Source organism: Mesobacillus subterraneus, from assembly GCF_020524355.2.
GTDB classification, from domain to species: Bacteria; Bacillota; Bacilli; order Bacillales; family Cytobacillaceae; genus Mesobacillus; species Mesobacillus subterraneus_C.
Map to the genome: position 1 here is coordinate 1,434,783 of NZ_CP129019.1, position 20,401 is coordinate 1,455,183.

At 37.1% G+C, this 20,401-nt stretch carries 20 protein-coding genes and 3 pseudogenes; 19 read left to right on the plus strand and 4 right to left on the minus strand.

The window, feature by feature from the left end; genetic code table 11:
* Positions 1-126: 126 nt before the first annotated feature.
* The 5 genes from ablA to LC048_RS07275 all read left to right on the plus strand — a co-directional run bounded on the left by ablA (position 127) and on the right by LC048_RS07275 (position 4,441).
* A complete protein-coding gene (gene ablA, locus LC048_RS07255; protein ID WP_102263284.1) occupies positions 127-1,554 on the plus strand; it encodes a lysine 2,3-aminomutase in 1,428 nt (475 codons plus the stop codon).
* Between the two features lie 2 nt (positions 1,555-1,556).
* Positions 1,557-1,838, plus strand: coding sequence for a YokU family protein (locus LC048_RS07260; protein WP_102265106.1), 282 nt, complete (start codon positions 1,557-1,559; stop codon positions 1,836-1,838).
* Between the two features lie 259 nt (positions 1,839-2,097).
* Positions 2,098-3,177 (plus strand): RES family NAD+ phosphorylase, encoded by a 1,080-nt coding sequence (locus tag LC048_RS07265; protein ID WP_102263283.1) that lies wholly within the window; start codon positions 2,098-2,100, stop codon positions 3,175-3,177.
* Positions 3,178-3,348: 171 nt separating this feature from the next.
* Positions 3,349-3,888 carry a hypothetical protein gene (locus tag LC048_RS07270; protein ID WP_226602370.1) on the plus strand — a complete coding sequence of 180 codons (540 nt, stop codon included), beginning with the start codon at positions 3,349-3,351 and terminating at the stop codon, positions 3,886-3,888.
* Between the two features lie 82 nt (positions 3,889-3,970).
* Positions 3,971-4,441 (plus strand): NUDIX hydrolase, encoded by a 471-nt coding sequence (locus LC048_RS07275; protein WP_102263281.1) that lies wholly within the window; start codon positions 3,971-3,973, stop codon positions 4,439-4,441.
* A gap of 495 nt (positions 4,442-4,936) precedes the next feature.
* On the opposite strand, the gene LC048_RS07280 is transcribed toward LC048_RS07275, so the two are convergent.
* The 3 genes from LC048_RS07280 to LC048_RS07290 all read right to left on the minus strand — a co-directional run bounded on the left by LC048_RS07280 (position 4,937) and on the right by LC048_RS07290 (position 8,654).
* Entirely contained in the window at positions 4,937-6,211 is a 1,275-nt protein-coding gene (locus LC048_RS07280) for an IS110 family RNA-guided transposase (RefSeq protein ID WP_306049862.1), read from the minus strand.
* Between the two features lie 177 nt (positions 6,212-6,388).
* Positions 6,389-7,615 (minus strand): MFS transporter, encoded by a 1,227-nt coding sequence (locus LC048_RS07285; RefSeq protein ID WP_102263280.1) that lies wholly within the window; start codon positions 7,613-7,615, stop codon positions 6,389-6,391.
* The gene (locus LC048_RS07290; protein ID WP_102263279.1) at positions 7,608-8,654 is read right to left on the minus strand and encodes an ArsR/SmtB family transcription factor; all 1,047 of its coding nucleotides are present in this window, start codon (positions 8,652-8,654) and stop codon (positions 7,608-7,610) included. The genes LC048_RS07285 and LC048_RS07290 overlap by 8 nt, the downstream gene beginning before the upstream one ends.
* A gap of 271 nt (positions 8,655-8,925) precedes the next feature.
* On the opposite strand from LC048_RS07290, the gene LC048_RS07295 reads away from it, so the two are divergent.
* From LC048_RS07295 to LC048_RS07360, 14 genes and pseudogenes are all read left to right on the plus strand, one after another.
* Positions 8,926-9,501, plus strand: a complete 576-nt coding sequence (locus tag LC048_RS07295; protein ID WP_226607929.1) for a DUF5662 family protein — start codon at positions 8,926-8,928, stop codon at positions 9,499-9,501.
* Between the two features lie 43 nt (positions 9,502-9,544).
* Positions 9,545-9,811 (plus strand): hypothetical protein, encoded by a 267-nt coding sequence (locus LC048_RS07300; protein WP_226607930.1) that lies wholly within the window; start codon positions 9,545-9,547, stop codon positions 9,809-9,811.
* A gap of 63 nt (positions 9,812-9,874) precedes the next feature.
* Positions 9,875-10,087, plus strand: a complete 213-nt coding sequence (locus LC048_RS07305; RefSeq protein ID WP_226607931.1) for a DUF402 domain-containing protein — start codon at positions 9,875-9,877, stop codon at positions 10,085-10,087.
* A gap of 156 nt (positions 10,088-10,243) precedes the next feature.
* Positions 10,244-10,705, plus strand: a pseudogene (locus LC048_RS07310) (NUDIX hydrolase).
* Positions 10,706-10,797: 92 nt separating this feature from the next.
* Positions 10,798-11,586 (plus strand): alpha/beta fold hydrolase, encoded by a 789-nt coding sequence (locus LC048_RS07315; RefSeq protein ID WP_226607932.1) that lies wholly within the window; start codon positions 10,798-10,800, stop codon positions 11,584-11,586.
* Positions 11,587-11,612: 26 nt separating this feature from the next.
* Complete coding sequence (locus LC048_RS07320; protein WP_226607933.1) at positions 11,613-12,386, plus strand: hypothetical protein; 774 nt, start codon at positions 11,613-11,615, stop codon at positions 12,384-12,386.
* Between the two features lie 152 nt (positions 12,387-12,538).
* On the plus strand, positions 12,539-13,195 hold the full coding sequence (locus LC048_RS07325) for a class I SAM-dependent methyltransferase (protein WP_324781844.1): 657 nt from the start codon (positions 12,539-12,541) through the stop codon (positions 13,193-13,195).
* A gap of 242 nt (positions 13,196-13,437) precedes the next feature.
* A pseudogene (locus LC048_RS07330) lies at positions 13,438-14,732 on the plus strand (IS110 family transposase).
* A 546-nt stretch (positions 14,733-15,278) separates the two neighbouring features.
* The gene (locus LC048_RS07335) at positions 15,279-15,668 is read left to right on the plus strand and encodes a hypothetical protein (RefSeq protein ID WP_226607935.1); all 390 of its coding nucleotides are present in this window, start codon (positions 15,279-15,281) and stop codon (positions 15,666-15,668) included.
* Between the two features lie 129 nt (positions 15,669-15,797).
* The gene (locus LC048_RS07340; RefSeq protein ID WP_226607951.1) at positions 15,798-16,328 is read left to right on the plus strand and encodes a DUF6431 domain-containing protein; all 531 of its coding nucleotides are present in this window, start codon (positions 15,798-15,800) and stop codon (positions 16,326-16,328) included.
* Positions 16,329-16,372: 44 nt separating this feature from the next.
* The gene (locus tag LC048_RS07345) at positions 16,373-17,728 is read left to right on the plus strand and encodes a DDE-type integrase/transposase/recombinase (protein ID WP_226607953.1); all 1,356 of its coding nucleotides are present in this window, start codon (positions 16,373-16,375) and stop codon (positions 17,726-17,728) included.
* Entirely contained in the window at positions 17,721-18,521 is an 801-nt protein-coding gene (locus LC048_RS07350; protein WP_306048676.1) for an ExeA family protein, read from the plus strand. Before LC048_RS07345 ends, LC048_RS07350 begins: the two co-directional genes overlap by 8 nt.
* Positions 18,522-18,538: 17 nt before the next feature.
* On the plus strand, positions 18,539-18,754 hold the full coding sequence (locus LC048_RS07355; RefSeq protein ID WP_226607956.1) for a DUF5348 domain-containing protein: 216 nt from the start codon (positions 18,539-18,541) through the stop codon (positions 18,752-18,754).
* A gap of 438 nt (positions 18,755-19,192) precedes the next feature.
* The gene (locus LC048_RS07360) at positions 19,193-19,387 is read left to right on the plus strand and encodes a hypothetical protein (RefSeq protein WP_102263274.1); all 195 of its coding nucleotides are present in this window, start codon (positions 19,193-19,195) and stop codon (positions 19,385-19,387) included.
* A 103-nt stretch (positions 19,388-19,490) separates the two neighbouring features.
* On the opposite strand, the pseudogene LC048_RS07365 reads toward LC048_RS07360, so the two are convergent.
* Positions 19,491-20,330 (minus strand): annotated as a pseudogene (locus LC048_RS07365) (tyrosine-type recombinase/integrase).
* Positions 20,331-20,401 lie beyond the last annotated feature (71 nt).

The following is a 20,401-nucleotide window of genomic DNA, read 5'->3' on the forward strand; positions in this document are numbered from 1 at the left end:
GCGAAAGCCTGTAAGTGCATTCAACGGATAAACCCATTTGTCACCAACATTTGGAATTAACAATTCAAGTTGGCACGGAAATTGCAAATTGAATAGTGAGTGAAAATGTATAGAGGAGGGGCAATTATGAAACAAACATTATATAAACCCAAAAGACATTGGAAGGAAATTGATCTTTGGAACAGAGTTACTGAAGAACAGTGGAATGATTGGCTTTGGCAATTAACCAATACAGTACGAACATTGGATGATTTGAAAAAAGTTATTAATTTGACACCTGAAGAGGAGGAAGGTGTTCGAATCTCAACAAAAACAATTCCACTTAATATAACTCCCTACTATGCCTCGCTAATGAATCCTGATGATCCAAATTGTCCAATTCGCAAACAGTCTGTGCCTATATCTAAGGAGACTTATAAAACAAAATATGATTTAGAAGATCCACTCTACGAGGATGAAGATTCCCCGGCACCGGGCCTAACACATCGATATCCAGATCGCGTTCTATTTCTAGTAACGAATCAATGTTCCATGTACTGTAGATATTGTACGAGAAGAAGATTTTCAGGGCAAATTGGAATGGGCGTACCTAAAAAGCAATTAGATAAAGCAATTGATTATATTAGAAATACTGAAGAGGTAAGGGATGTTTTAATTTCTGGTGGAGATGGATTATTAATAAACGACCAAATTTTAGAGTATATACTAAAAAAACTTCGTGAGATTGAACATGTGGAAATTATTCGGATAGGCACCCGTGCACCAGTGGTATTTCCACAGCGAATTACAGAAAATTTATGTTCAATTTTAAAAAAGTACCACCCAATTTGGTTGAACACTCACTTTAACACGTCAATAGAAATTACAGAGGATTCTAAAAGAGCATGCGAGATGTTGGCGAATGCAGGTGTTCCTATTGGCAATCAGTCTGTTATTCTGGCAGGAATAAATGATAGTGTTCCAATTATGAAGAAACTAATGCATGACCTAGTAAAAATAAGGGTACGTCCCTACTATATTTATCAGTGTGATCTATCTGAAGGAATTAGCCACTTCCGTGCCCCAGTTTCAAAAGGGCTTGAGATTATTGAAGGTTTACGCGGTCACACCTCAGGATATGCTGTTCCAACCTTTGTTGTTGATAGTCCAGGTGGTGGAGGAAAGATTTCTCTACAACCTAATTACCTGATTTCACAAAGTGCAGACAAAGTAGTGTTACGTAACTTTGAAGGTGTTATCACATCTTATCCAGAGCCTCAAAATTATGTTTCAGGGACTGCAGAAGGTTATTTCAAGAGTATTTATCCTGAATATGAAAAGTATAAATCAAATGTTGGTATATCTGCTGTGATGAATGATAAGAAATTCAATCTCGTCCCAGAAGATCTTCAGCGCCTAGATAGAAGACAAAAATATCATGAAGATCCAGATCATTCTTCTTTAAAGGATAAGCGGGTAAAACGAGATGAATTAAAAGAAAAGAAATTTAAAGCTCAACAACAAACTTCAGCAAAGATAATTGGCCAAGAAAAAGAACCAGCGGGGAATGATTGATCATGAACATGATTTGTGAGTGGTGTGGAGGGAGAGCAGCTTTAGGAATTAGTAAAGTTTATTGGGAGCTGCCAGATGGGTCAAGGGCAATTGAAATCACGGAGACACCGGCTGTGATTTGCAAAGGTTGTGCGATGGTATATCAGGAAGAAAAGGTAATTAAGGAGATTGAGGATCAATTGTTTTTAGTGGATACCAAGATAATTGGAGATACAATCAGCTTTAAGGAACTTATGGATTTGCCAAGACTATTAAAGAGAAATTATTTTGATTTTTCTTCATAGAAAAATTTTTCGTGGCACTCAATGATGGGTGCCTATTTTGTGTGTAAATTAATACCTTAAACGACAATGTATTATTGGGAAAAATGGCTAGGGAAGAAGTAGTCACCTTTGATAGGAAGTTATGGGCTGAAGAACATGTCAGCTTGCGGGAACTACTATTAGGCAGGTTAGCTTAAGGATAACTTTACTTCAAAAGAAACATTGAATACCAACATGTTATATAATGGTATAAAAATGGATTAGAAGTGGTGATTTAAAATTGAAATGCTGCCAATATTGTTTTGAAGATATGCATTTAATTACTAAGATTAGAGAAAATGATGAGGTGGGAAATTGCGACTATTGTGATAGTGAGGAAGTATTTATTATAGATATAGATGATTTAACCGAAGATTTTGATAGGCTATTTAAGCATTATGAAAGTACCGAACCTTATGAATATTTTCATCCTGAGATTCATGATGATCCGTCAGAATTTGGCGATAGGCTCATTGATTTAATAAATGAAGATTGGAATATATTTTCGGAAAAGATTATAGGAACTGGAACTGATGAAAACTTATTATTCGACATATTGAACTTTAATAAGAGATGGGACCCAGAAAGATATATTGATCCATATAATTTATACTCAAGAATCACGCAAGCATTTACTTTTGTTCATCCTTTAGAAGGTTGGGAACAAATCTGGGATAGTTTCAAGAATGAAATAAAACATTTTAATAGATTTTTTCCTGAAGCCAAAAATGATATTTTTAATGATCGAATTGATGAAATTTTAGAATATAGAACTGTATATACCGAGAAGTTGGATTTATTTAGAGCAAGGTTAGGTGTACATCCTATCGGAAAAATGATGGCACCACCCGCTGAACTGACTACACCAGGAAGAGCAAATCCTCGCGGAATAAGCTATTTATATTGTGCTATAGATGAGGCTACAAGTATAGCTGAAATTAGGCCGTGGAAAGGAGCTACTGTAACTGTTGCTCACTTAATTCCAAAGAGGAATTTAAAATTGGTTGGTCTATTCAGTGATCCAATATCTCCATTTGATTTTGAATCCCCTTATGAAATTTTAGAAATCAATAAAATTTTGTCATCTTTTATTCAAGAATTAAGCACTCCTGTAGACCCGAATAAATCAGAAATAGAATATTTACCGACTCAATACATAACTGAATTAATCAAAACAAAAGGATTTGATGGTATTTTATTCGATAGTGCAATGGGGCCAGGGAACAATGTTGTTATTTTTGATGAAAACAATGTAGACGCCAAATCAATTCAGATAATGGAGGTAAATAACATTCTATACAAATATGATTTTAAAAAATAAAAGTAATTTAAAACAAATTACAACTATGAATGGAATTTATTAAGAGAAATCGGCAATTGTCACAGATAGGAATGAAAAAAATTTATAATTAAGAACAAACGGGTGCGGATTGTACCCCTTTTTTTAGAATTCTTATTGAACGATGCAGGTTAGTTCAAGTAGGATATGAAGATGAAATGGGGATTCGTAATGAATTGCGGATGTGAAAGCTATAACGATTTAACATTGCAAAGAAATGATATATCAAAACGTATTAAAGAAAGTAAAATGCAAAAGGAAGTATTTAAATTAATTGCTAAACACTCTAATGGCGAAGAAAAATTGTATGTTTGCAATGAATGCAATCAACTGTGGCAGGGGAGCTATGCTTGGAATTTTGGTAATGGAGAATATTTGTTTAAAATTCCTTCAATTGAAATAAAGAAGTGGGAAGAAGAGCATTATACTGCTCCTGACGAAATACTAATATACTTGGCATTGATGGACAGATTCTTAACAGAAAATAAATTTGTTGCATCAGAAGAAAATTGTAGGAGAGAACACTGTAATAACAAAGCCGTAAAAGGACTTAATTTATGCTTAGAACATCATATAGAATCATTACAGTACATAGGAAATCTACCAAAGACACCAAAAGGAAAACTCTCCGATCCATATGGACTAATTTATACGAGATACAAAGCTATTTTCGATGACCTATCATGTTATTGAACTAAAGTACAGGTTAATTTAATCACTCTATTATCTTTATAATTTGTAAAATTAGATAGAGGCTAAAAATGGGAGGGAATTTATGACTACAAATAAGGACTACATTCGTTATATTCGGGGAAAAGTAGGGCACGATTTAATATTTCTTAATTTTGCTGGAGGTATTGTTTATAACGAACGAAATGAGATTCTTGTACAAAAACGGGGAGATAGAAATGAGTGGGGTTTTCCAGGTGGTGCTATGGAACTTGGAGAATCTCTTGAAGAAACCGCTAAACGAGAAATACTTGAAGAGACAGGATTAAATGTTGAGGTTGAACATCTTATTGGTGTCTACTCTAAATATTCTGGTGAGTTTCCGAACGGAGATAAAGCTCAGACTATCACTCATTTTTTTCAATGCAAGCCAATTGATGGGGAAATTATCGCAGATGGTATTGAGACCTTAGATTTAAAATACTTCCCAATAGACCAAATACCGAAATTATTCACAAAACAACACGAAGATGCCTTAGAAGATTGGCTTTCCAAAAGAAAAGGTGTATTTAAATAAAAATACCTTCAAAATAACTATCCATAATCTTTAACTAGCGGGGTGCAAGTGTCCAGTAGGTAGTGGTAGGGCAGCACTTTTTATTTATTAAACTCCCTCAGTTAGATACGATTATCTCTCGAATACTCACTTATTCGCAGGATTTCAAATCACTTGAAAGAATAGTAGGGGATTGATTGAATGAGTTTGAACATTATGGCTACAAGAAGGCGTACTTTAATAAAGGATTTAATGCTAAATCCAATGATTTCCATATAATGCACGTTTTCTCCACGCTACCCTTGGAGGTTTTCACTCCCATGTCTCAACGGGTCAAATGCCCTCTCATTCCTTCGTTACACCTATCCAAGTGGTAGAGGCCGGTCTTTCTATAGGAACGGGTCGGAGCCCTTTTGTTCAATAAATCCGGTACTCGTACTTTCTTTGAGTCCTGCGAATAAGTCAGTATTCGAAAGGTATTAAATCTAAAGTGTTTCTTTAATTATCAACTAAACGTTAGGCAGCTATTGGTGAAATCGATTGGATCTTCTCGGAACGATAAGAATCATTCTTTCTGGCCATTCCTACTAATACTCTGGCGAGTTTATGGATTAATTTCATTATTGATTTCATTTTCTTCATCTTCTTCACATTAACATTATTGGCGTGCAGCTCTTTAAAATCAGGGTTGTTCATGACAAGACTCATTGTCGCTAAATACAAAAACCGCCGTAAACGAGATCTGCCACGCTTAGAAAGGACAATTTGTCCTTTCCATTTACCTGAACTACTCTCTGAAAGATGTAATCCAGCATGGCGCAATAGAGAATTACCATGCGCAAAACCACTGAGGTCACCTGATTCTCCAAGAATGCCTGCAATTGCAATTTCACTAATTCCTTTGATGGCAAGCAACTTTCTTGCGAAAGGAATTTGTTTAAGTAGGGAAGTGACTTCTTGTTCAACTCGTTCAAGTTGCACAGTGGCTAAATCAAACTCTTCAATTAACTGTTCCAAGTGTAGTTTATAAGCATCGAGTGCTTGTCGAGTGCCGACTGAATGCACAGCTAATTCAATTAACGCTTGTGCTTTTTTTATCCCAGGTTGTCTTTTCATTTGGGATTTCCAGCCTTCAACGATATCAACTGCTTTCATTGAGCGAAGTTCAAGTGGTGTCGGGAATAGGCGAAGAGTCGCCATAGCTCCTTTGCCTTTAACATCTTTGAATACCTGTCGAAGTTCTGGAAAAACAATATCGACCCAACGGTTGATTTGATTGATGGCACTAACAAGTCTCTTAACCGTCATATCACGGTTAGACATTAAAACTCTTAGTTTTTCAAAGGTCTCAGAACTATGATGAATAAAGGAATAATAACCATTCTTGACCATATCAGCGATGACGAGAGCATCTTTTTTATCACTTTTCGATCGGCTATTATCACGGTTTTCTTTATTCTTTTTGACGAGATGAGGGTTAACAGTTACTGCTTCAATGTCTTGGTCATAAAGCCATTTTGAAAGGTTAATCCAGTAATGTCCTGTAGGTTCCATACCAACGATAGTGGAAGCAAATCCTCTTAAGGTTTTTAACTGGTTTATCCACTCTAGTAATTTAGCAAAACCTTCTTCATTATTTTCAAATGTAATTGGATCTCCGACTATTATTCCACGGAAATTCACAGCTCTAGCTACGTGTAATTCTTGTGCAATATCCACACCAACCACAAGGTGGCTATCTGAAATTCTTTCTATTAGTTGATTTTGTTTGTCCTGCATTTTAAACTTCATAGTAAGGGTTCCTCCTAGGGTTTTGAGTTAGAGTGGTGTCTATACTCATATCTTACTGAGGAACCTTATTTTTTTCAAAGTTGAGAATTAGCTCTCTACAGGAATTCTATAGATGCAGTAGAGTTGAAGAAGAATACAAAAAAAGTGCAATGCATTTGAATGGCATTGCACTTTTTGTTAACCAATATTTCTTATTTGTTTAGGAGATGAGTCCCTATTAATAATTGTTTTTATTAAAAAGTATAAACCTGGAAGTGCAATGAATGTTCCAATTATCAAATACGTTAATCGTGTGCTAATTCCTAGGAATGAAGCAGATGCAAATAAAATCCCCAATGGCATAGTAAGTCTTAAAAATAGCAAACGAATTGAACTTAACTGTGAAAGTCGTTCTCTAGGTGCTTCTCTCTGAAAGTATGCAGCACTCTGTGCATTAAACAATGGAAATAAAATTCCTCCTATTAGCTCACAAGCCCAAGCTAATGGGATAGTTGGTACGAAATAAAGCAGAACAAAGGAAAGTCCACCACCGATTAAACCAGCATACATTAAAAGATTGTTTTTTGGTAACTTTGTGAGCAGTAACATACCTATAGCATATCCAACGGGAAAAGCGCCAGAGAATACAGCATACTCCCAAGCTTGTCCATTGAGTTCCCCACGAATAAAAGGAACATTTATTACCATAGTTGCTCCTACGGCAAACTGCACAATTGAAGATAAGATCGTTAGTTTTAATAAATGCGGGTATTGAAAAAATGTGAAGTACCCTGCTTTTAATTCGTCCCACCAGAACTTTTTGGACCACGTTGCAATTTTTTCAACACTCTTCTGTGGTATTTGTAATAAGGATATATAGCTTAGTAAAAACATGAGACTAGAAATTATGTATATAACATAAATAGGACTGACGATAAGAAGTAATGATGTAATACCAGGCGCAATAAAACTCATTAATCTAAGAGTTCCGTCTAATAAACTATTTGCTTGTACTAGCTCTTTTTCAGAACATAAATCAGGCAATAGTGAGAAAGAAAGACTTGCATATATTGGCTGAACTAGGCCTAATAAACATTGTAAAATAATTAAACCTATTATTGTTATGTAATTCTCTCCACTTAAATAGCCTAAGAGAGGCAGAAGGTATGCTCCTGAACGAATTAGTTGTATATTTTTTAGCATTTTTTCTTTAATAACATGGTTAAGAAAAGGTGAGCTTATTCCCTGAAGTACTAAGGAAGGAAGAAAGTAAATCAACCAGAGAGCTCCCATCCATTCCTTCGATCCCGTAATCTCATACAATAAAAGCCCATTTACAATCCCGCCAGCAGCTCCCCCGAACTCAGAAACAATTTCTCCAATCCAAAGAGATTTGAACGATCTCGAATATCTCTTATTATTCATGAATTTCTCCAAGATATTGATTAAGAAGTTTGGAAAAAGATTGGATTTTCAAAGTGTTTGCTGAGTAAATCCCTTTATCAACCTTAATGAACTTAGCTGCTTTTAACAGGGAAAGTTGATGATGAAGGGTCGTTTTTGAAACATTAAAATGCATACTCAAATCTTGTAGAGAAATGGCTCTTTTTGTGATTTGAAACAACAACTTTAAGCGAAGTTCGTCTCCCAATGATTTATGACCTTGTACGAGTTCTTGAGGGGGAACACCAGGTTCTAAAAGAGCAGCTTCGTTTAATGGATAAAATAACAGCTTTGTGTCTGGAGAGCGTAGTTCCAAAATCCATGGACGATAGGATACATGCGGTACAAGCTTTACCTGCCAAACAGATGGTTCTGGCAGATACTTCGCTCCTCCTGTAATACGTTCAATTTCCTCCAATGGTCTAGAATTATCAATTACCCTGTTTTTTTGATTTTCGAAAGACAGGGCTTGCAACCACTTCGCCCAATCCTTTTGTTCACTGATCCACTGAGACCATACAAGAATTGTTTCAGTTAACAAGCCAATTATGACCTTATATTCTTTTTGCCGAAAGGAAAGGACATAATCATTGAGATATTCATGATCCTTAAAATAAGAAGCATATTGAAAAAAGGACTCTCCATTCATATAATTCATTGCTGTGTTTTTCCTTATAGACTCATATGTACGGTCCTTATAGGGTAAGACTGTTTCATAAAACGATTCTGGTTCCAACTCATTTAATGAATTCAAAAAGTCTTGAACATTGGAAGAGCAAAGTTTATTTTGCAACATAAGTAACGCATACCATAAATTTGAATCCTCGATTTCTTTTAGGTTACTCACTAATGTTAATGGCATAGAGGATTGGTGTTGCAACCAATTTTCATCTTGCTCGAAGGTGTGACGTAACTTGCTATGAGTAAAGGCTGAAATACCCAAGGCAATCTCCCATATTGGTGAGGACTCAACGGATATTGATAAGCTTTCTTGGGGTAGTGGCGAATAAATCTGTTTCATAGTAATTCCTCCTTTGTATACATTCTAAATTTATAGAATTGATAATTCAATAATGTTCGAAAAATATTTTATTTTAGAAACATCTAAATGAATCTAAAGTTTGAGACAGAATGTCCTTAACTAACGGATGAGTTTATCAGAAGGATTAATAGCCTTTTTTGTTGAATTCCTTATTGAACAAATGGAGGAGGATAATTGAACAAGGATTTTACTATATAGACGGGTTGAAATCTCGTGGTTAATTAACAAGGGCATAATCTGTTAGGGATTAATGTCCTTTTTTGCTGAAATAAAAGCAGGAATTTTAAGCTCACAAGAAGAATATGAACTAACAATTATTGGATATGTGGAGGATTTTATGTGGAAGGCTTGTTGGAGGAATTTAGTATACATACTGGACCATAAATTGAATGTTTTTGTTGAATGCTGGAAGGAAGGTTTATACATCCAAGGGATTACCCACGATCTTTCCAAATTTTCACCAAAGGAATTTTTTCCGTATGCTAAAAAATTCTTTTCTAATGAGGAACTCAGTCCTCTTGAGGAAATGAAATGGAAGTATGCGTGGCTAAATCATCAACATAAAAATAAACACCATTGGGAGTATTGGGTTGTTGATCCGAATAAAAAACTAGCCTTGCCGATGCCCAGAAAATATCTGGTTGAAATGGTTTGTGATTGGCGTTCGTTTTCAAGAAAGTGGGGGAGAAAGGTAAAAATATCGAACTTGGATCTTACAGATAAGATAATACTGCATCCAGATACAAAAACAGAACTTGAAAAGATTATGAGAAATAAAAAGGCAGCTGAGAGCAAAGAAACTGTTGTGTACAAGAAGATAACATAGCAAACTCTGATAATGCGTCTTGCAAAACTTTAGGGGGAAGAGAATGATTAAGAGAAGATATGGAGAGCGAAAAGATTGGAAACGAGTATTGCAAAGAAGGTATGCCCAGACGTTCCTTACTACAAAGGACTTTAGAGGTTACATCACTTTGTTACATACATTAAAAGTATCTAATCCTTTACATACGAGGTACGGCGAGAAAGATATTTGTATTGTTGATAATGGTTTTATGTGGCTTCAACAATTTCCTTGTGATAAAAACCATTGTGTAACTACAATGTTCGATAGTAGTGGTAACGTAGTTCAATGAAATATAGATATTTGTCTTCACAATGGAGCGGAAGATGATATTCCTTTTTGGGATGATTTATTTTTGGATATCGTTGTGTTACCAACTGGAGAGTTAATTTTAAAAGATGAGGATGAACTGGAAGATGCGTTAATAAGAGGTATCATTGATAAATATCAATATAAATTGGCGTTGAACGAAGTGGAAAATCTTAAAAGCTTAATAGACAAAGGAAATTTCAGCTTGATTAAACTGTCAAACACCCATAAAAAAATCTTAAGTAATATGCTGAAGTAGAATAAGCAACTAATCTGGGAAAGAAACCAAAATTCGTGCACTAATGTGTCATTTTCTTATAGAACAAGGGCAGGCAATGTTTCACAACAGATAATAAACAAGTAAAAACGTCGTAGCTCAAGAAACTATTAATAACAAGATTTTAGGGGAATTAATATGCACACTACACCGAAACATATTATTGCAGTTTCTGCTTATGTTACAAATGAAAATGGAGAAGCCTTATTAGTCAAAACTCATTGGAGAAAAGATACTTGGGAACCTCCAGGAGGTCAGGTAGAAGAAGGAGAACCTCTTGATATAGCTGTCTGTAGAGAAGTATTAGAGGAAACAGGGATAGTGATCTCACCTATTGGAATAACAGGAGTATAATATAATGCCACAAAAAATTTATTATCAGTGGTGTTTAAGGCGAAATATGTTAGCGGAGAAATAAAAATTCAACCCGAAGAAATTAATGAAGCAAAATTCGTTAAACTTACTGAAGAAAATATAGATAATTACATAACTCGTCCGCATATGAGATCTCGTACACTTGATTCTATAAAAGCAATCAACTTTATCCCTTATGAAACTTGGGAAGTAAATCCTTATAAACTGATTGGTAGGCTAACCTAATTATGCAAACGGGGGGTTAGTCATCCAGCTTAAAGCTCTTTTTACAGAATATGCTTATTAAACACAAGAAGCAGTTTAGTGGAAGAAGGAGTTTGGAGTATTTAGGAAGAATATCAGCATTAAAACTTGTTTCAAGGGTGATATTGTTGGTTGAAAAGTATATTAAAGTTGAAAATGGCAACCTATGGACAGAAAAAAGAGGGCAGGGAGTTCCAGTTATTTTAATCAGTGGTGGACCTGGTTCTTGTAATTATTTGGAACCATTATCAAATCTTATTGAAGATATTTGTGAAGTTATTATGTTTGATCCTAAAGGTTGTGGTCGTTCACATTTTGACGGGAATGGATACAATTTAGAAGCTTGTCTTCAAGACATTGAACACATTCGGGAAGAGTACGGCCTAAAAACCTGGGTAGTAATTGGGCACTCCTGGGGAGCTGATTTAGGATTGGCTTATTCGCTTTTATATCCAAATTCTGTATTAGGATATGTTTCAATTTCAGGAACTGGAATCCAAAATGATAGGGATTGGAAGGAAGCTTATAATCGAAACAAAGTAGAAATTGATGAAATGAAACCGGATTTTGAGTATGAAGCAAATAAGATTGTTCACCGATCTCTTATTGATTCTTGGAGAGCATTTATAAAGAAACCATTATTGTTAAAAGAAATCTCACAGATTGACTTACCTTCACTTTTTATTTACGCCGAGAATGATATTCGTCCTTCTTGGTCCATTAAACAAATCTCTAACCTTATTTCTAATTCTAGATATATCGAAGTCGAAGGAGCAGAACATTATGTTTGGCTAAACAAAAAGAAAGAATTAGGTGAAGTCTTGAAACCTTTTATTAAGTTTACGGGACAGGATAGAAGTTAAAATTTTTAATAAAAGAAGGTGTTCAGGTGTTACCAACAGAAAGTATTCTGAAGACTTGGGAGAAGTTCAACGATTTTCCGATGGAAACATTAACTAAGGTTTGGTTTTATAACAAAGGAAATATTGAAAAACAACGTAATGTATCACTTATGAGAGAACACAGAGAACAATATGGTTTATCAGGTAATTGTTTCGACCTAGCTCTTTGGTTACTTGATGAATTTAATAAAGATGGAGTAGAAGCTTATCCCGTGGGTCATAACCTAAACACTGAAGATGCCCACGTTGCTGTTATAGCAGTAAATGAAAAAGGAAATCGTTATTTATGCGATTTAGGAGACCAATGGCTATCTCCAATTTTAATAGATACTGATAGTGAGGATTATACCAATGATGTACTGAGTGGTTTTTTCCCTGGAGCTAAGGTACAAGTACTAAATAATCAAAATGGCACAGAAATTCTTTATCATCGTACAAACGGCAAAGTATCAAAACAGATATTCAATACACATCCAATTGAAATGAATTACTTCCTAAAAGCTGCTGAGTTTTCACAGAATTTAATTAAGCCAAGCCCGTTGTTAGAATGTAGAATCTCTTATAAATCCGAAATAGCACATTGGGAGTTCTATAATTGGGAGAGCTTTTTAAGTACAAGTGAAGGTTTATTTATGGAACCTAAATTAGAAAAGATAGAAGAGTGGGTAGAAAAGATAAGTCAAAGAACGAGTTACAACAAAGAAATATTATCGGAAGTTTTGAATAAATACAAAATAATTCAGAACAAAGCCTTTTCGTAATGAGTCCAAGACGTCAGGTCAACATACTTGGTGCGTTGAGCCAGGAGGATTGAGGCACCTTTTTGTTTAATTCCTTTATTCAAAAAATGGGGCAGGTTTGCTTAATAAGGTATACAAGTAAATTACATAAATCATATAAAAAGAGGTGAAATATGAAAGATAAAGTAAAGGACACATTTGATAGCCTTGCTAATATTTATGAAAATACAGTGGATACAACTAGCTTATTTAATAGCGAATACGAAAGACCTTCAATGTTAAGACAGCTACCACAGAATTTAAATAACTTGAATATTCTCGATGCTGGCTGTGCAGCGGGTTGGTATACTCAACAATTAGTCAACAGAGGAGCGAATGTGGTTGCAACTGACATAAGTCCCGATATGGTTAGTTCCACTGTTAGGCGTGTTGGAAATAGAGCAAATGTTCTTTGTTTGGATTTAGAAGAAAACTTACCTTTTAAAGATAACTCCTTTGATTACATTATAAGTTCATTAACTCTTCATTATATAAAGGATTGGAATCTTACTTTTAGTGAGTTTAAAAGGATTTTAAAACCAAAAGGCATTTTTGCATTTTCAGTTCACCATCCGTTTTCAGATATAAAACTGCTCCAGGATGCAAACTATTTCTCCACAGAATTAATTATTGATAAATGGAATAAAGATGGAAAGTCATTTGAAGTTCCTTTTTATCGAAGACCTCTTAACTTAATTTTAAACGAAACTCTGAAATACTTTTCTATTGAAGAAGTCATTGAACCTCTACCCACAAAGAAGTTTAAGCAAATGGCACCAGGAAAAATATGAAATGCTTTTAAAAAGTCCCCAATTCCTTATTATCAAAGCTAATATGGATTGATGTACTCAGATGCCTCTGCAAGTGGAACACCTAACCAATCAGGAAGCGTTGTTATTGAACAAACGAGGCAGCATTCCTGTAATGAAAGAAAATGGAGTTTGAACAAGAAAATAACCTCTTGGTAGAATGAGAGAGTCCTGACGCTGGCCAGCAAAAAGGACAAATATCTCAAACACCAGGAGGCTTTAAAATGAATTATAACCAGAATAAGAAGATTGCTCAAATAACTTCTCAGACTCTTATTATAGGAGTCGATATTGCAAAATTCAAGCATGTGGCACGTGCCCAGGATTTCAGGGGAATAGAGTTTGGATCACCGTGTCAATTTAAAAATACTAAAGAGGGAATTGAGCATTTTCTTAAATGGATTTCGGTAATCAAAATAGAACAGAGAATGGAAAAAGTGATGGTTGGCATGGAGCCGACGGCCATTATTGGTTTAACTTGGCCCATATTTTAAAAGAAAACGGGATTAAATTTGTCGCTGTAAACCCCTTGCACGTCAAGAAAAGCAAGGAATTGGATGATAACTCACCTACGAAGAATGATGTGAAAGATGCCAAGGTCATAGCCCAACTGGTCAAAGACGGAAGATACGCAGAACCTACGATACCGCAAGGTGTTTATGCAGAACTCCGTGTGGCAAAGAAAATACGCGATCTTTTAACTGAAGACCTTCAAACGGTCCAAGGGCAGGTACACAACTGGATTGACCGGTATTTTCCGGAATTCCTCAAGGTATTTAAGAAATGGGAGGGTAAGGCTGCTTTACAATTCTTAAAGCTCTATGCCTTACCCTATGAAATAGCTGAATTCACTGAACAAGAGCTACTTGTCCATTTGAGAAAATCCGTATCCCGGAGTGTTGGATTAAACAAAATCCGCGAGTTAAAACAGGCAGCCACTAAGTCCATCGGACTCAGACAGGGTGCCAATATGACCAGACTTGAGCTTAAAACCATTCTGGCTAAGTATGAATTAATTCAGTTGCAATTCGAAGAATTAGATTCGAAAATTGATGGTCTGCTTGATGAAATACCAGGTGTACCACAAATGTTAGCGATAAAAGGTGTGGGCAGGGATACAATTGCCGGCTTCTTCGCTGAAGTAGGAGATTTAGGCGAATACAATCATCCCAGGCAAATTATCAAGCTGGCCGGTTTAAGCTTGAAAGAAAATACATCGGGTAAGCACAAAGGAAAAACGACCATTACAAAAAGGGGCCGTAAGAAGCTAAGGGCCCTGTTATTCAGGGTTTGTATGATTCTTGTCGCCAAAAATACGGCATTTAAGGCGTTACATGCGTACTATACTCAACGTCCGGATAATCCATTAAAGAAGATGCAGTCCCTGATCGCTTTGTGTAATAAACTAATCCGGATACTCTTTAGTATTGGTAAAAAGCAATTTGAGTTTAATGAAGAAAAGATGTTAAAGGACATCCCTCATTTGGCACTAGCAAAGAAGACGGAAATGGCAGCGTAACTCTGTTTTAGTTTAGATGAATAGTAGTTCTGGTTTTATTGATTTTGGAGACATTTGAAGCACGGATTAGTCGGCAAAGCAACTAAATTACGGGCTAAGACCCTGTGGGGCAGCATGGCTGACATCCACCTCATGGAAAGGTTGGACGAAGGAATTTGAGAGCGAAGACTCTGTGAGGCATGGGAGGGTTGACCTCCATGAGTAAATGTGGACATCCACCAGTGCGGTTATATTTTTACTCATCCACCATTTTCTGTAAGGAACTGGTTAGTGGGTTGTAGCTCTTTTTTCTTACTCTGTCCAAAAAAATCCTTTCAAGTGAAGATCCTCCATTTATAAAGCCAGTTACCGAAGGTAAACGACTATGAAATTCTAAGAAAACATGAGTAAATCGGCGTTTTGGCTTCATTTATTGAGGGAGCATTCCTGCGCTTTTTTGGTGGAATTATTTCTTATTGCACTAAAGAAGCAGTTATGTTGAATAACTGAAATTATTGAGAACTTTTACCATTGTCCTTCGTAATATAGTTAGGAGGTGTATGTTCCGTGAAATGGTTTTTACTTCAAATCCTAACTTTAGGTGCTATAGGAATATTGATGGCGGTTTTAGAATTAAATGAGGGTAACAGAATTGTTAGCTCTTCTGCAAATTGGACCCCAGCAAACAACATTTACATCACATTTTTTATCGTAACAGTGGTTTTATCTTGCTTCTATTTAATTTTTTTATTTGAGGCAAAAAAGAATAACAATATTTTTAAACGACCCTTTTGGAATGTGATGCCCAAGATTACTATCTCGGTTGGTGTTTTATCTATAATTCTGTTTTTAGTAGGGGGAACTGTAGGACCAATTATTGTTTTTGACACCCTTAAATTTCCGAAAGTTGACGGTATTGCCTGTCCAGAATTAGTCGATTATAATGTCCGTATATAATTCGAAACATTTCGACATTTATTCTGGAGAAAGGAAAAGACGTCCCCCATAATGTATAACTGCGCCAACAGTTATACAGGAGACGTCCCACAAAAAAGTATATGGTTATTGTATCAGATTATCAGCTGATTGAAAACACTCTTACTGGAGTTTTTAGTTAGGGGTGCGGGGAGGATTCCTTCCCCTTGCTGTGGTAAAGACATGTTGGTTAGAGGTACAAAGAATCGAAAAGCCAAGGATCATACAGGTCAGAGTAAAACATATAACATCCGAAGATTGCAGTGCACCAATTGTCAGACCATCCATCATGAACTTCCAGATTTATTGATTCCTTATAAACGCTATGAGGCTGAATGTATCGAAGACGTTCTTACGAACCCATCCACCCACATTGTTGCTGCCGATGATTCCACTCTTTCGAGATGGCACGGCTGGTTTCATCAATTTATGGATTATTGGATCGGCTGTTTGAATTCCATCATGATCAGGACCAACCAGGGAAAGATCCCCCAGGATGTTACGTCCAAATGTTCAGGGACCGCACTTCAAAGGATAGGACGCATGGCAGGAGATGCCAATGGTTGGCTGACAAGAATTGTCCGTCCCATCGTAAATATTAATTTATGGTTACACACCCGTTCTGCATTCATTGTCCAATAGAACCTGATTTACACTCGTGATAGACACAGAGAGGAGAATGTATCATGAGTGACCATAAGAAATCAGAAGAAATGGCAGTGCAGCGTTTTCAGCTGATATCCCCATTATTGGCAGAGGGGCTTGACGCTGGGAAAGTAAAGGAGTTAAGAGACCAGATAGCGAAGGCCAGCGGACTTTCAGAAAGAACCATTAGGCGATATCTTGCTCAATTTCAGGAAGATGGGTTTGGAGGACTGAAGCCGCAAGGAAGAAAAGGTACTAGAAAGTCAGTAGCTATCCCTCCTCATTTAGTGGAACAGGCAATCCTTCTGCGTAAGGAAGTGCCTAGCCGGAGCGTAGCTCAAATCATACAGATTCTCGAATGGGAAGATTTGGCTGAACCAGGACAGATCAAAAGGTCAACACTCCAGGAAAAGCTCACGGAAAAAGGTTACAGTACAAGGCATATGCGACTCTATTCCCAGACAGGAGTAGCTGCCAGGAGATTTCAGAAGCGACACCGCAACCAACTATGGCAGTCAGATATCAAGTATGGGCCTTACTTGCCGATTGGTCCGAATGGAATGAAGAAACAAGTATATCTTGTCGCCTTTATCGATGACGCCACCAGGTTTGTGCTTCATGCAGCTTTCTATCCTACATTGGATTCAAGGATCATTGAGGATGCCTTCCGTCAGGCCATCCAGAAGTATGGTGTTCCAGAAGCTGTCTATTTCGATAATGGAAAGCAGTATCGAACCAAGTGGATGTCGCGTACCTGTTCAAAAATAGGCACCCGCCTTACTTACACACGGCCATACTCAGCTGAATCAAAAGGGAAAATTGAACGCTTTAATAGAGTCATAGATTCTTTCATCAGTGAAGCTGTCATCGAAAAACCCAATACTTTGGATCGTCTGAATGAACTTTTCCAAGTGTGGCTGACAGAGTGTTATCAGAATAAGCCCCATTCGGCACTCGGGGAGAAAATCAGCTCAGAAACGGCATTTCGTTCAGATAAGAAAGCGATTCGGTTCATCGATCCGGATACGTTGAGTAATGCATTTCTCCATTGTGACACGAGGAAAGTCGATAAATCGGGATGCATCAGTTTCATGGATCAAAAATATGAAGTCGGCCTGGCATTCATTGGACGACAGGTTGAGGTAGTTTATGACCCTGCGAATATCGAGGAGCTTACCATTGAGTTCGATGATCATACTCCTTGGAAAGCCAAGAAGCTTGTCATTGGGGAAAGAGCTGGGAAGCGTCCTGCATTACCTGAGCACCTGCAGGTGCAGGGTGTAGAATCTTCAAGACTATTAAAGGCAGCTGAACGAAAGAACCAGGAACGTCAAACTGAACAGAAACCTGCCGTGACCTTCCGTGCCGTTTGGAAGGAGGATGATTCTCGTGTTTGAAGCCTTCTATGAAATGGATAACACCCCTTTCTCCAGAGATCTTCCGACTGATCAATTGTATGATTCCTCCATGATGCATGAAATTCTTGGAAGGCTGAAGTACACAGCTGAAAGACAGCTTTTTGCCGTTCTGAGTGGGGATAGTGGTACTGGCAAGACCACAACCATCCGTAAGTTTGTGGACAAATTGGATAAAGGGAAATTCCATATCCTTTACCTGTCCGACTCTAAGTTAACGCCTCGTCATTTTTACAAAGGTCTTTTGGAACAGTTAGGTTCTGAAGCGAAGTTTTATCGAGGAGATGCAAAACGGCAGCTTCATCGTGAGATTGAATTAATGAAAGGCATACGAGGGCTACAACCTGTAGTGGTAGTGGACGAAGCCCATCTTCTGGACCGGGAAATGCTTGAAGAGGTTCGTTTCCTACTGAACTTCAAGATGGATTCGCAAAGCCCGATGGCACTCATTCTCGTCGGTCAAAGTGAATTGTGGGATCGGCTTCGACTCCAATCATACGCAGCGATACGCCAAAGAATCGATATCCAATTCCAGTTAGGACATCTCGATCGTGCCCAGGTTGAGGAATATGTTTCTAGGCATCTTCGTTATGCCGGAGTTGACCAACCAATATTCTCTGATGGGGCTCTTGACGAAATCCATCGGTTTTCTGGTGGTGCCGCAAGGCTCATAAATAAACTCTGCACACATAGTCTACTCTATGGCTCACAAAATGGCCGAAGGATCATTGACGACCATATGATCAAGCAAGTCATCCAGGGTGAGCTTTCATGAAAAGTCGCTGGAAAGAAATGAATTACAATGAAGAGTTGGATTGTTGGGTTGTGTTTTGGGGAGAAAATTCTGGTTATAAGATGCGATGTGGGGAATGGTTTGATCTACATCTGGGAAATGGGAAGACTCTTTCCTGTCGACTGGAACTGGGCAGAGACTGGTACATCCTTACGGGTCGAAATGATGTTAGGTTCTACCTTAAGAAAAATGAGACGTATCAAGTTGACTTGTAAAATTATTGGGGAAGCAACGGAGCTGCTTCCCCTTCATTATGGACAGTGATTCCGTCAGTTTTAGGACAATTAGCGCCGTCAAGTTCTGGACATTGTAGAACGTCATTAACACAATTATGAGCTGGGTGGAACAGTGGAGGTCACTCTTATATGTATTCCTTATTTACTTTCTATTTTTAATATTTCTCTTTATTTTTTCTATTGAGCACAAGAAACAACGAAATAACAATCGTATCAACAAAACAATCCTTACTTCCTACATATGGACAATTGTTCTGTTTTTTGCAATCTTTTTTGTTTTATAATCCAGCAAGGTTTGCCGTGCTTTTACAAGTTTGCGAACCCTTTCACTTAAACTAACGGGTGCTAATAAACAACATGCGGCTAAATAATCTCTTTTATATATAATTTAATCGTGTATCGAAAGGGGATTGAGATATGGCTAATACATATAAGCTACCACTTAAAAACGGGGAAATAATGGTGTTTACATCAGATATGAACAAGCAGGAAATATACAAAATACCCCAGTTTGCTATCCAGCATGAATTTTTTAGCTATTTTAAAGAAAAAAGTATCATACTTCATGGAATCGTTAAACCACCATTAGTGGATAGCAACGAGAAAGAATAATGGATAGCAAGGAGATTAATCATTTTTAATCTACAACCCTTGTTGAACTAAGGTGAGCAAGAGTATAGAAGCAACGCATAATTTGCGTTGCTTCTTCGCTTTCTTAGAAATATTTCTGATAAAACTCCTGTCTCAGCCTTCCGCTTAATAGGGCATATATTCGAGTGGTTTCACTTTTCTCGTGGAGCCCAAAAGGCTTTGGATAACTTCAACTGGGGCTCCATTATTCAATAAATGGGTGGCATAGCTGTGTCTGAGTTGGTGGGGATGAATTTCCTTATCTATGCCGGCACGCGCTGAGATTTTCTTAATGTAATACCTCATCTGTGCAATACTCATCCTGTGTGGCTGTCTCTCTGTTACAAAAATGGCCGGATCTTTATCCTGGCGGCTATCAATGTATCGCTTAAGCCATAATTCAGCCCGAATATTAAAATACACCTCACGTTCCTTGTCACCCTTTCCCCTGACGATGGCAGAGCGGTTAGACCAATTAAAGCAATTGCGGTCAAGTGCAGCGATTTCTCCAATTCTGCACCCAGTAGAAAACATCAATTCGAATAGTGCCTTTTCCATAGGACTGATACAGGCTTCACGTAAAAGTTCAATCTCCCTTTCTGATAGAAACTTTGGAATTCTCTTGCCGGCTTTAGGTTCCTTGATCTTTGCTGCTGGATTTATGGTTTGGCCTTCCTCGTGACACCATCGAAACAATGACTTCATAAACCGGATTCTGTGGGCCAAACTTGAGGGTTTTAAGTCCTTTCCTTGAGTAACAAGATATTTTTTTTAAACCTTCTGTCTCGAAACTATCGATATTCGGATCATTAAAATAACCAATGAGTAGCTTAGCTTGAATTCCATATGCTTTTAAAGTATAAGGTGAAAAGCCTTCTATACGTTTGTCAGCTTCATAGGATTTCCAAGCAGTTGATAACAACAAACCAATCCCTCCCATTTAATTAGGATATTAGAAGGTATTCTTGCCAGTTTTATAGAAATTTAGACTTGGTG